At 69.0% G+C, this 12,289-nt stretch carries 11 protein-coding genes and 1 tRNA gene; 6 read left to right on the top strand and 6 right to left on the bottom strand.

The genetic code is table 11. The features are described 5' to 3' along the window. Positions 1-16 precede the first annotated feature (16 nt). Both DKG75_RS00280 and DKG75_RS00275 read right to left on the bottom strand, forming a co-directional pair. On the bottom strand, positions 17-361 hold the full coding sequence (locus DKG75_RS00280; protein ID WP_109919085.1) for a PepSY domain-containing protein: 345 nt from the start codon (positions 359-361) through the stop codon (positions 17-19). Between the two features lie 253 nt (positions 362-614). Next, positions 615-688, bottom strand: a tRNA-Gln gene (locus DKG75_RS00275). A gap of 213 nt (positions 689-901) precedes the next feature. Between DKG75_RS00275 and rpsD the strand changes: the two genes are divergently transcribed. Both rpsD and DKG75_RS00265 read left to right on the top strand, forming a co-directional pair. Continuing rightward, on the top strand, positions 902-1,513 hold the full coding sequence (rpsD, locus tag DKG75_RS00270) for a 30S ribosomal protein S4 (protein ID WP_109919084.1): 612 nt from the start codon (positions 902-904) through the stop codon (positions 1,511-1,513). A gap of 88 nt (positions 1,514-1,601) precedes the next feature. Beyond that, entirely contained in the window at positions 1,602-2,168 is a 567-nt protein-coding gene (locus tag DKG75_RS00265) for a hypothetical protein (RefSeq protein WP_109919083.1), read from the top strand. A 484-nt stretch (positions 2,169-2,652) separates the two neighbouring features. Here DKG75_RS00265 and DKG75_RS00255 read toward each other — a convergent pair whose 3' ends face one another. Continuing rightward, complete coding sequence (locus tag DKG75_RS00255; RefSeq protein WP_109920084.1) at positions 2,653-3,972, bottom strand: DEAD/DEAH box helicase; 1,320 nt, start codon at positions 3,970-3,972, stop codon at positions 2,653-2,655. Between the two features lie 353 nt (positions 3,973-4,325). Between DKG75_RS00255 and DKG75_RS00250 the strand changes: the two genes are divergently transcribed. Then, positions 4,326-4,859: a dihydrofolate reductase family protein gene (locus DKG75_RS00250; protein ID WP_109919081.1), complete on the top strand. Its 534-nt coding sequence runs from the start codon at positions 4,326-4,328 to the stop codon at positions 4,857-4,859. Here DKG75_RS00250 and DKG75_RS00245 read toward each other — a convergent pair. Both DKG75_RS00245 and DKG75_RS00240 read right to left on the bottom strand, forming a co-directional pair. Beyond that, the gene (locus DKG75_RS00245; protein ID WP_109919080.1) at positions 4,841-5,758 is read right to left on the bottom strand and encodes a DUF429 domain-containing protein; all 918 of its coding nucleotides are present in this window, start codon (positions 5,756-5,758) and stop codon (positions 4,841-4,843) included. The genes DKG75_RS00250 and DKG75_RS00245 overlap by 19 nt on opposite strands. Then, complete coding sequence (locus DKG75_RS00240) at positions 5,755-6,198, bottom strand: MerR family transcriptional regulator (protein WP_109919079.1); 444 nt, start codon at positions 6,196-6,198, stop codon at positions 5,755-5,757. The genes DKG75_RS00245 and DKG75_RS00240 overlap by 4 nt, the downstream gene beginning before the upstream one ends. Positions 6,199-6,272: 74 nt before the next feature. Here DKG75_RS00240 and DKG75_RS00235 point away from each other — a divergent pair, with 74 nt between their 5' ends. The 3 genes from DKG75_RS00235 to DKG75_RS00225 all read left to right on the top strand — a co-directional run bounded on the left by DKG75_RS00235 (position 6,273) and on the right by DKG75_RS00225 (position 10,770). Beyond that, the gene (locus DKG75_RS00235) at positions 6,273-8,432 is read left to right on the top strand and encodes a heavy metal translocating P-type ATPase (protein ID WP_109919078.1); all 2,160 of its coding nucleotides are present in this window, start codon (positions 6,273-6,275) and stop codon (positions 8,430-8,432) included. A 55-nt stretch (positions 8,433-8,487) separates the two neighbouring features. Then, a complete protein-coding gene (locus DKG75_RS00230; protein WP_109919077.1) occupies positions 8,488-9,240 on the top strand; it encodes an SDR family oxidoreductase in 753 nt (250 codons plus the stop codon). Between the two features lie 102 nt (positions 9,241-9,342). Then, a complete protein-coding gene (locus tag DKG75_RS00225; protein WP_109919076.1) occupies positions 9,343-10,770 on the top strand; it encodes a DHA2 family efflux MFS transporter permease subunit in 1,428 nt (475 codons plus the stop codon). Here the strand turns inward: DKG75_RS00225 and ilvA are convergent, their stop codons facing one another. Beyond that, positions 10,771-12,279, bottom strand: coding sequence for a threonine ammonia-lyase, biosynthetic (gene ilvA / locus DKG75_RS00220; protein WP_109919075.1), 1,509 nt, complete (start codon positions 12,277-12,279; stop codon positions 10,771-10,773). Positions 12,280-12,289 lie beyond the last annotated feature (10 nt).

The raw sequence follows: 12,289 nt of genomic DNA, 5'->3' as shown, positions 1-12,289 counted from the left end.
GTGGCCGCGACCGCGATCAGTCGTCGTCGTGCTCCCCGTCACCGTCGCCGCCGGCCGCCTCGCCGGGCAGCACGGCGCCGGTCATCGCATCGACGAACACGGTCTTCACGGCGTCGCCCTGCGCCAGTTCGATTTCGTAGCGGGGCTTTCCGTCATCGGTCGCGAGGTCCGCGCTGACCGCCAGGGCACCGGCGGCCTGCGCCGCGGTGACCGCATCCGCCAGGGAAATCTTCACCTGGCCGGCCAGCGCCGCGTCTGCGGCATCCCGGTCATGATCCTTGCTCTCGGCATGCGCGCCGCCAGCCAGCGCAACCAGGGCGACCGCCGCAAAGGCGGCCAGACCTAGGGAACTATGCGTCATTGTCTTCTCTCCTGACACAGGGCCATCGGCGGCCCTCGGTCACGACAATGCTTCGCCAACCTGAAGCCGACATCGCCGACGCCATACTGTTTGGTAAGATTCGATTGCGCCGGCAGGGAAACCGGTCCGCTGCCACGCCAGGCGCGGACCGACCACAGGCCTGGGCCGCAACGCGACCCGGACGCCGGAGAGAAGCCCCGGCCGGGCCTGGAAAGACGGCAATTTCATGGGTTTGCGCGGACGAAAGGAGCGATGGCTGGGGGACCTGGATTCGAACCAGAGCTACCGGAGTCAGAGTCCGGGGTTCTACCGCTAAACTATCCCCCAGCGGGATCGTCGCGACGAGGCCGGCGTTATAGTCTTGCGAATCCCGGCTGTCAATCGGCTTTGCGGCGTTGAAACGGGTTTGACATTTGGGGCCGGCTGGCTATAGTCCGCCACCTACGCCGGGGTGTCATAGCCCCGGCTCATCATTTTTACTGGTTCCTACCCGCTCGGTGCGGGACGCGAAAAGCGGAAAATGCTGGCGGCATCGGAAACATGAGCAAGCGCGTTCAAGCGAAGTACAAGATCAACCGTCGTCTCGGCGTCAACCTCTGGGGTCGCCCGAAGAGCCCGGTCAACAAGCGCGAATACGGCCCGGGCCAGCATGGCCAGCGCCGCAAGGGCAAGGTCTCGGACTTCGGCATCCAGATGGCCGCCAAGCAGAAGCTGAAGGGCTATTACGGCAACCTGACCGAGCGTCAGTTCCGTAACCTCTATGCCGAAGCCGTGCGCCGCAAGGGCGACACCGGCGAGAACCTCGTCGGCCTGCTCGAACAGCGCCTGGACGCGATCGTCTACCGCCTGAAGTTCGTGCCCACCGTCTTCGCCGCCCGCCAGCTGGTGAACCACGGCCACGTCAAGGTGAACGGCCGCCGCGTCAACATCGCCTCCTATCAGGTGAAGATCGGCGACGTGATCGAACTGACCCAGCGTGCCAAGGAGATGGCCCTGGTCATGGAAGCGCAGCAGTCGTCGGAGCGTGAAGTGCCGGACTACCTGTCCTTCGACGGTACCAAGGCCACCTATATCCGCGTGCCCGGCCTTTCGGACGTGCCTTACCCGGTGCAGATGGAGCCGAATCTGGTCGTCGAGTTCTACTCGCGCTGATCGGCCGTCAGGCTTTTCGGAAACAAAGGGCGGCAGCGATGCCGCCCTTTTTTCTTTTCGTTCGCCAGATCGAATCGAGGGGTGCGGCATGCTGGAACATCGCGGGCGCGGCCTTGCCTTCGGCCGCCGGACCGTCTGGCGCCTCCACGACGATCGCCTGGAGCATGCGGTGGAGGGGCGTGACGCCGTCGCCATTCCCCTGCGGGACATCGCCGCCCTTTATGTCGGCCATGATCCGGCCAAGGGGGTCAGCCAGCGCTATCGCTGCGATATCGAATGGCAGGGCGAGACCTTCACCCTGTTTTCCTGCGACATGGGCGCGCTGAGCAGCGCCGACGGCGCCGAGACTTACGTTCCCCTGGTGCGCGCCCTGATCGCCGCCATCGCCAGGACCAACCCGCGCTGCCGCTTCATCAAGGGGCGGCGCCTGCCGTTCTCGCTTCTGATGCTGCTGATCGGGCCGGGAATCAGCCTTTTCGCCTTCGGTCTCGGCGCGTTCGCGGGCATGGGCGACGATGAGCGGGAGACCTTCGCTCTCCTTGCCCTGGTCGCCGGCCTGCTGGCCAGCCTGCCGACCGCCTGGGCGCGCTGGCCGCGCCCCTTCCCGCCCGAATCGCCGCCGGCGGATGCGCTGCCGGCGGCATCGAAGGGATGACGGGGAAGGGATGACGGGCGGCCAAGCCCCCCTCCCCGCCTCGACGAACGACCCGACGCTCGCGGCCTGTTCTTTCAGATAATTATTTGAATGAAACCGTCAGTCATCGCTCTCGCGCAGCTTCATCACACCAAAACCAGAAATCCATATTGAGGGGGAAAAACTCCACCAGGCCGAGGATGCACGTTTCATCACGATCACTCATCCAGTGATACTCATGATGCCGCCACCCTCCCCGCACCTCGACCGGGCCGGAATACTTGCTGCAATCAATACCCCTGCGCTCACACGTCAAATCGAGATCCTCCCGCACCCTCTCGACCAGAACGGGGGACACGGTCATATACTCATAGATGCTGTAGACCAGGAATAAAGCCGCCACGGCAGAAAAGGCGTAAAAGAAAACTATTACGCCTGATCGCATCTTCATCTTTCCGGGGTTAAACTTGATCGTTTCCCAATAAATTCAACCCCGGAACCTTCCTTACCCCCGGGCGCGGCGGCGGTCACCGCCGCCGGACGGGCCCTGGCCGCGCGCCTTCTGCGGCTGGCCCTGCGGCCTTTGGCCCTGGGGTTTCCGCCCTTCGCCCGGCCCGCCCTGGGGCCGGCGATTCTGGCTGCCCTGGGGCCGGCGCGGCTGTGCCTTCGCCGGCGCCGCTTCCGCCGGGGCGGAAGGGTCGGCGCGGCGGTCGATCACCGGCAGCTTCTGGCGCGTCACCTTCTCGATGTCGCGGAGATAGGCCACCTCGTCGCGGTCGCAGAAGGAAATGGCGATGCCGTCATTGCCCGCCCGCGCGGTGCGGCCGATGCGGTGGACATATTGTTCCGGCACATTGGGCAGCTCGAAATTGACGACATGGCTGATGCCGTCGATGTCGATGCCGCGGGCGGCGATGTCGGTCGCGACCAGCACCTTCACCGTGCCGGCCTTGAAGCCGTCGAGGGCGCGCTCGCGCTGGCCCTGGCTCTTGTTGCCGTGAATGGCGGCGGCCGACAGGCCGTAAGCCTCGAGGTGTTCGGCCACCCGGTCGGCACCGCGCTTGGTGCGGGTGAAGACGATCGGGCGCACCACTTCCTGCTTCGAGAGCAGTTCGAGCAGGAGGCCGCGCTTGCCCCCGGCTTCGATCAGATAGACCTGCTGGGTCACGCGCTCGGCGGTGGTCGCGACCGGCGTCACCTCGACCTTCACCGGCTCGCGCAGCATCTCGCCGGCGAGGGTGGCGATTTCCTTCGGCATGGTGGCCGAGAAGAACAGGCTCTGGCGCCGGCTGGCGAGGCGGCTGACGATCTTGCGGATGGGCACGACGAAGCCGAGGTCGAGCATGTGATCCGCCTCGTCCAGCACCACCACCTCGGTATGGTCGAGGCGGCAATGGCCGGATTCGATATGGTCGAGCAGGCGGCCCGGCGTCGCCACCAGGATATCCACCCCGCGCGAGAGGGCGCGGATCTGGGCGCCATGCGGCACGCCGCCGAAGATCACGGCGACGGACAGGCGGGTGAAGCGGCCATAGGCGCGGAAACTCTCGCCGATCTGGGCCGCCAACTCGCGGGTCGGGGCCATGATCAGGGCGCGCACCGTGCGCGGCACCGGCCGTGCCGGATTGTTCAGCAGGCGGTTGAGGATGGGCAGGGCGAAGGCCGCGGTCTTGCCGGTGCCGGTCTGGGCGATGCCCAGCATGTCCCGGCCCTCCAGCAGGGCGGGGATGGCGCGGGCCTGGATCGGGGTCGGGGTCGCGTAGCCCTCTTCATTGAGGGCGCGAAGCAAAGGCTCGGCGAGGCCGAGATCCGAGAATTGAGTCACCAATAATCTTTCACAAACGGCCCCGGCGACACCGCCCCGCCGATCATGCGGCGTCAGGCGATGCCCACCTCGGGCATGTGAACCTGGCAGCCCCGCGTGCCTGGGCAGCCAATGTCGGGAAAATCGATGCGCCCCTGAGGATCAACCCGTCGTCTGTTGCGACGGTCCTACGCGGCGGGGGCGCCTGATGCCGGCACCGCCGGACGTGCTCTTATCGCAGATGCGAAAGGCGAAGTCAAACCATCCTGCGACAACGGCAAAAGCCCGGCCCCGGTCGTCGACGCCCTTCGCCTTTTGACCGATGCTCGGCTAGAACCACGGGCCTAGCCTTCATCGCCATGCCGGAACCGTCCATGCCCCGTCCCCGCGTCTCCGTCTATATCGCCGCCAGCCTCGACGGCTTCATCGCCCGCGCCGACGGCGGCATCGAATGGCTGTCCGTGGTCGAGGACGAGCATGGCGAGGATTACGGTTTCGGCGAATTCATCGCCGATGTCGATACGGTGGTCATGGGGCGCAATACCTTCGACATGGTGGCGGGCTTCGAGCCCTGGCCCTTCGCCGACAAGCGGGTGGTGGTGCTCAGCCACCGGCCGCTGGAAGATGCCCCCGCGGGCGTCGCCCGCCACGACGGGGCGCTGGCCGACCTCATCCTCGCCCTGGGCGAGGAGGGGGTGCGGCGGGTCTATCTCGACGGCGGCGAGAGCATCCGCCAGGGCCTGGCCGAGGATCTGGTGGACGACCTGACCCTGTCCCACATCCCGGTCATGCTGGGCCGGGGCCGGCCCCTGTTCGGGCCCGAAGTGCCCCACGGCCGCTGGCAACTGCTGGGCGCCCGCCATTTCCCGACCGGGCTGGTGCAAGCGACCTACCGCAGGCTGGAATAGGCCTGCCCCAGGATCCAGCCTTCGAACCGGCGGATCACCGGATCCTCCTCCGGCCCCGGAGGGCGGTGCCCGGCGGCGACCTCGATCAGGCCGAGGAGGCCGATCAGGGCATCGAAGGCATCCTCCCCCGTCGGCGCGGGGCCGAAGCCGGCCAGCACCGCCGCCCGGGCCGGCAGTTCGAAGACCACATCGTGCCGCGCCGCCCAGTCGAGCAGCGGGGCCGCGCGGGCGCGCCGGTCGTCCTGCCGGCGCTTGCTGTCCCCGCCCTGGAAACGGCAGCCGAGATGGTCGTAGATCTCCCCCGGATAGCATTCGGCCAGCACCGTGCCGGACAGGCTCGCCAGCGGCCCGTCGAAGGGCCAGAGCTTGGCGCCTCGGGCCAGGGCCGGGCGGATCACCTCGCGCCAGCCGGCGATGGCGGCCTTGCCCACCTGATTGCCGCCGAGGGTCCAGAACAGGGCGGCGGCGGCCCGGCGCCGCGCCGTCGCCCGTTCGCAGCGGCGGTGCAATTCGTCCAGCGCGGCAACGCCATGGGCGGCGAGAAAGGGCGCCTGCCGCACCCCGGCCGTGGCCCGGGCGGGATAGAAGGGCCGGTGCAGGCCGACCTCCGCCACCCTGTCGGCCACGGTGAAGACATCCGCCCAGGCGCCCTCACCGAAAGCGGCCAGGGCGGCGCGGAAATCGGCAAAGCCCGTGCGCCGGCCATAGGCATCGGGCAGGCCGATCGGGAAGTCGAAGCCCGCCAGCACCGGCGCCGCCAGCAATTCGTCGAGAAAGCCGTCACCGACCGGTGCCGGCGCCGACACCAGCCAGCGCCCGCCCGACCACACCGCCCGCGCGGCAAAGCGCTTGCGCCGGTCGACGCTCCAATCCGCATGGACGAGGCGGGTGAACCTCAATGGCCGTGCCCGCACAGGGCATGGTCGGACAGGACCTCGATCACCCGGCAATCGGCGATCGAGCCGCCGTCGCACCGGTGCTGGTCGATCATGCGCTTCAACTCTTTCTGCAGGGTGCGCAGGCGCTTGATCCGGTCCTCCACCTCGGCCAGATGGCGGCGGGCGATGGCATCGGCATCGCCGCAGGGCTGCTCCGGGTGGTCCGACAGGCGCAGGAGATCGCGGATCGCCTCGACCGGGAAGCCGAGGTCGCGGGCATGGCGGATGAAGGCGAGGCGCCGCAGGGTGGACAAGCCATAGACCCGTTGCTTGCCCTCGGTGCGGGCCGGCGCGGGCAACAGGCCGATCTCTTCGTAATAGCGGATGGTCTGGACCTTGGTTTCCGTTCGCCTGGCCAGATCGCCGATGGACAAGTCTTTGATTTCCAGCGGGTTTCTCATCGAAATTTTCCCCTTGAAGCTCCAGTGGCTTCAGGTTCCATGGTGATCCTCACAAGATGGTGAGGACAAGTGTCATGAACAAGACTGCGCCCCGGCACCGCCTGAAGGTGGAAGGCATGGATTGCGCCAGCTGCGCGATCAAGATCGAGACGGCGTTGAAGCGCCTGCCCGGTGTCGACGAGGTCAATGTGAATGTGACCGGCGGTACGGTCGCGGTCACCGAGGGGGCGGTCTCCCCGTCCCTGGCCGACATGCAGGCGGCGATCCGCCGCCTCGGCTTTACCGTGATCGACAACGAGGCCCGGCACGATCACCAGTCCCACGACCATGGCCACGATCACGACCATGATCACAGCCACGACGATCCGGCCGACCGGGGCAAGCCCTGGTGGCGCACCGCCAAGGGGCGGCTGGTGCTGGCTTCCGGCGCCCTGCTTGGCCTTGCCTTCGCCGTGGAGATGGCGGTGCCGGCGGCCGGGCCCTGGGCCTTCGGCCTCGCGACCCTGATCGCCCTGCTGCCGGTGGCGCGCCGCGCCCTGGCCGCCGCGACCGCGGGCAGCATCTTCACCATCGAAATGCTGATGACGATCGCCGCCCTCGGCGCCCTGGCCATCGATGCCGGGGAAGAGGCGGCGGTGGTGGTCTTCCTCTTCGCCGTGGGCGAAGTGCTGGAAGGCTATGCCGCGAGCCGGGCCCGGCGCAGCATCGAGGCCCTGGCCGACCTGACGCCGCGCACCGCGCTCCGCCTGGCCGGCAGCACGACGGAGGAGATCCCGGCGGATCAGGTGAAGGTGGGCGATTTCCTGCTGGTCCGCCCGGGCGACCGGGTGCCGGCCGACGGCATCATCTGGGAAGGCATGTCCAGCCTAGACGAATCGCCGGTGAACGGCGAATCCGTGCCCCGGGCCAAACAGCCGGGCGACGACGTCTTCGCCGGCACCATCAATCTCGACGCCGCCCTGAAGCTGGAAGTGACCCGGGGTGCCGAGGACAATACCATCGCCCGCATCATCCGCCTGGTCGAGGAAGCGCAGGAGGCGAAGGCCCCGGTCGCCCGCTTCATCGACCGCTTCGCCCGCATCTACATGCCGGCGGTGGTGGCGATCGCCCTCCTCGTCGCCCTGGCGCCGCCCTTGCTGGCGGGCCAGGATTGGGGCACCTGGGTTTACCGGGCGCTGTCGCTGCTGCTGATCGCCTGCCCCTGCGCCCTCGTCATCTCGACCCCGGCCGCCATCGCCGCCGGTCTCTCCACCGGCGCGCGCCAGGGCCTGCTGATCAAGGGCGGCGCCGTGCTCGAAGCCCTGGGCGGGCTGAAGACCGTCGCCTTCGACAAGACCGGCACATTGACCGAAGGCCGGCCCCAGGTGACCGACGTAGTGCCGCTGGCCGCGACGAGGGACGAGGTTCTCGCGCTTGCCGCCGGCCTCGAGGTCGGCTCCAACCACCCGCTGGCCCGGGCGATCCTGGCCGAGGCCGGCCCCCGCGCCCTCGTCCCCGCCGACAATGTCGCCGCCCTGGCGGGCCAGGGCCTGACCGGCACGATCGCGGGCGAGCTGCTGTTCCTCGGCAGTCCGCGGGCCGCCGCCGAACGCGCCGCCTTCGATGCCGGCCCGGTAGCGGCGCTGGAGGAAGCGGGCAAGACCGTCGCCGTGCTGACCCGGGGCGAGCAGGCGCTGGGCCTGATCGCACTGCGCGACGAGGCGCGCGACGATGCCCGCCAGGGCCTGGCCCGGCTGGCCGCCATGGGCATCGAGGGCGTGATGCTGACCGGCGACAACCGCCGGACGGCCACCGCCATCGGCGCCGATCTCGGCGTCGAGGTCCATGCCGAACTGATGCCCGCCGACAAGGCCCGCATCGTCCGCGACCTGGCCGCCGCCGGCAAGGGCCCGGTCGGCAAGGTCGGCGACGGCATCAACGATGCCCCGGCGCTGGCCGCCGCCGCCGTCGGCATCGCCATGGGTGGCGGCACCGACGTCGCGCTGGAAACCGCCGACGCCGCCCTGCTGCACAACCGGGTCGGCGGCGTTGCCGACCTGATCGCCCTGTCGCGGGCGACGCTGGCCAACATAAGGGTGAATGTCGCCCTGGCGCTGGGCTCCAAGGCGATCTTCCTGGTCACCACCGTGCTCGGCCTGACCGGCATGTGGATCGCGGTGCTGGCGGATACCGGGGCGACCGTCCTCGTCACCCTGAACGCGCTGCGCCTGCTGCGCTTCCGGGCCTCGTCGTGACCCGCCTGCCTGTCGTATCGTCCCGTATTTCCGGCTTGAAGGCGCAGGTGATGGGATGAGTTTCGATCTGACCGGCGGCGTGGCCCTGGTGACCGGGGCCGGGCGCGGCCTCGGGCGGGAGATCGCCCTGGCGCTGGCGGCGGCGGGCGCCCTGGTGCTGGTCCATGGCCGCGCCCTCGAACCGCTGGAAGCCGTCGCCGGGGAAGCCATCGCCCGGGGCGGGCAGGCCGTGCCCCTGCCCTTCGACCTCGGCGACGAGGCGTCGGTGGCCGCCGCCCTCGACTGGGCGGGGCAACGTTTCGGCCCGGTCACCATCCTGGTCAACAATGCCGGGGCGCGGGACCGCCGGCCCCTGGCCGATCTCGACCGGGGCGCGGTCCGGGCGCTGCTCGAAATCGATCTCGTCGCCCCCTTCGATCTTGCCCGGCAGGTGGCGGCGGCCATGCCGGCGGGCGGGCGGATCGTCAACATCACCTCGATCGCGGGGCCGATCGCCCGGGGCGGCGATGCCGCCTATACCGCCGCCAAGGGCGGGCTGGACGCGCTGACCCGGGCACTGGCCGCCGAACTCGGGCCGCGCGGGATCACGGTGAATGCGGTCGCCCCCGGCTATTTCGCCACCGAGGCCAACCGCGCCATGGTCGAGGACGCGGGCGTGGCGGATTGGCTGGCGCGGCGCACCTCGCTCGGGCGCTGGGGCCGGCCGGCGGAGATCGCGGGGGCGGTGGTCTTTCTCGCCTCGCCCGCCGCCGCCTATGTCACCGGGCAGACGCTGGCGGTCGACGGCGGCTATCTGGGGCATTTTTGAACGCGTCGAACCTGCATGGCAGGCATGGCAAAGCCTGCCGTACCGCCCCGCGCCGAATCCCGGCATAAGGGGCTACCACAGCGACAAGAGCGGCGTTCCCCCATGACAGGCGCAGACGAGACCGGCCGCGGCCCGCCGGGTTACCGCACCATCGCCCTGATCATCGCCGCCGCCCTGTTCATGGAACAGCTGGACATCACCATCCTGGCGACGGCCCTGCCGGCCATGGCGCGGGATTTCGGCACTTCGGCACCCAATCTGTCGCTGGCCCTGACCGCCTATATGCTGTCGCTGGCGATCTTCATCCCGGTTTCCGGCGTCATCGCCGACCGGTTCGGCACGCTGAACGTGTTTCGGGTGGCGATCGTGGTCTTCACCCTCGGCTCCGCCCTGTGTTCCCTGGCGGAGGGGCTGGCCTCGATCGTCGCCGCCCGCCTGCTCCAGGGCCTGGGCGGGGCCATGATGATGCCGGTCGGGCGCCTGATCCTGCTGCGCGCCGTCGACAAGAAGGACATGGTGGCGGCAACCGCCTGGCTGCTGGTGCCGGCCCTGGTCGGGCCTATCGTCGGGCCGCCGCTGGGCGGTTTCATCGTCACCTATCTCGACTGGCGCTGGATCTTCTACATCAATGTCCCGATCGGCCTGCTCGGGATCGTGCTCTCCAGCCTTTACATTCCGAACCTGAAGGTGGCGCCGGCACCGGGCCAGCGGTTCGACCTTGCCGGCATGATCCTGTCGGGGATCGCGCTCGGCGGCCTGTTCTTCGGCGCCGAAATGGCCAGCCGCGAGGGCGAGGGGCGGGTCGCCGTCGGGCTGGTCGCCCTCGGCCTGGTCTTCGGCGCGCTTTACCTGCGCCATGCCCGGCGCCACCCCTCGCCCATTCTTGACGTGTCGCTGCTTCGGGTGGAGACGTTCCGCCTGTCCATGGTCGCAGGCTCGCTGGCCCGGATCACCCAGGGGGCCCATCCCTTCCTGCTGCCGCTGATGTTCCAGCTGTCCTTCGGCCTCAGCGCCGCCGAGGCCGGCGGCCTGATCCTGGCGACGGCGCTGGGCGCCACCGCCATGAAAGCCTGCGCGCCCTATCTGCTGCGCCGCTTCGGCTTTCGCGACTGCCTGACCGTGAACGGGGTGCTGTCCAGCCTGACCTATGGCGCTTGCGCCTTCTTCACCCCGGACTGGCCCCATGGGGCGATCCTGCTCGTCCTGTTCTGCAGCGGCTTTTCCATGTCGTTGCAATTCACCGCCTATAACACCATCGCCTATGACGAGATCGGCCCGGAACGGATGAGTTCCGCCACCAGCTTCTACACCACCTTCCAGCAGTTGATGCTGTCGGCCGGTGTCTGCGCCGCCGCCGCCGTCCTCCATATCGCTTTGGCGCTGGGCGGGCGCGATGCCCAGGCGCCGGGGGATTTCTCCGCCGCCTTCCTGGTGGTGACCGGGATTTCCCTGCTCGCGACGCTCTGGAACCGCCGTTTCGCCCCCGATGCCGGCAGCGACATCAGCGGCCACCACCTGCGCGACCGCTGATCACAGGAACAGGCGATAGGCCGGGTTGCCGGTCTCTTCCTCGTGGGGGTAGCCGAGCGCATCGAGCATGGCATCGAAGCGCGGGCGCTGGCCCGGCGGGACTTCGATCCCGACCAGCACCCGGCCGTAATCGGCGCCGTGGTTGCGGTAGTGGAACAGGGTGATGTTCCATTCCGCCCCCACCCCGTCCAGGAAGCGCATCAGCGCCCCCGGCCGCTCGGGGAATTCGAAGCGCAGCAACACCTCGTCGGTCAATTCCGGCGACTTGCCGCCGACCATATAGCGGATGTGCAGCTTCGCCGTCTCGTCCGCCGACATGTCGAGCACGCGGTAGCCGAGGGCGGTCAGGCTGTCGACGATCGGCGGCTTCTCGCGCCGGGCATTGTTCAGCTTCAGGCCGACGAAGACATGGGCTTCGCTGCCCGCGGCATAGCGGTAGTTGAATTCGGTGATGCTGCGGTCGCCCAGCACCTGGATGAAGCGGCGGTAGGACCCGGGCACTTCGGGGATGGTGACGGCCAGCAGGATTTCCCGCGCCTCGCCGATCTCCGCCCGCTCGGCGACATGGCGCAGCCGGTCGAAATTCATGTTGGCGCCGCTGGCGACGGCGATCAGGGCGCCGGTGCGCACCGGGTTCGCCGCCGCATAGGCCTTGAGCCCGGCCAGGGACAGGGCCCCCGCCGGCTCGGCGATGACGCGGACATCCTCGAACACATCCTTGACCGCGGCGCAGATCGCATCCGTATCGGCCAGGATCACATCGTCCAGCAGGTCGCGGCACAGGCGGAACGTCTCCGCCCCCGCCTGGCGCACGGCGACGCCATCGGCGAACAGCCCGACCCGGTCCAGCACCACCCGCGTGCCGGCGTCGAGCGCCGCCTTCATCGAGGCGGCATCGACCGGCTCGACCCCGATCACCCTTGTCTCGGGGCGCAGGAACTTGACGTAGGAGGCGATCCCCGCCGCCAGCCCGCCGCCGCCGATGGGCACGAAGATCGCCTCGATCGGGTCGGGATGCTGGTGCAGCACCTCGACCGCCACCGTGCCCTGGCCGGCGATGACGTCCGGATCGTCGTAAGGATGGACGAAGGTCAAGCCCTGGTCCCGTTCCAGCCGGCGCGCGTGCTCATAGGCGACGTCGAACGTATCGCCGTGGAGGACGATCTCGGCACCCCAGTAGCGCACGGCCTCGACCTTGATCGCCGGCGTCGTCACCGGCATGACGATGACCGCCCGCAGGCCCAGCCGCCTGGCCGACAGCGCCACCCCTTGGGCATGATTGCCGGCGGAGGCGCAGATCACCCCCGCCGCCCGCGCCGCCGCATCCAGCCGCACCAGCTTGTTGTAGGCGCCCCTGATCTTGAACGAGAAGATCGGCTGCAAATCCTCGCGCTTCAGCAGGACCGACGCCCCCAGCCGCTGCCCCAGCCGCACCATGGCGTCCAGCGGCGTCTGCACCGCCACGTCATAGACACGGGCATCCAGGATCCTGCGGACATAGTCGGTCACGATCGCACCT

The sequence above is a fragment of the Zavarzinia compransoris genome, from assembly GCF_003173055.1.
GTDB lineage: Bacteria > Pseudomonadota > Alphaproteobacteria > Zavarziniales > Zavarziniaceae > Zavarzinia > Zavarzinia compransoris.
This window is presented reverse-complemented; position numbering and strand designations above follow the sequence as displayed.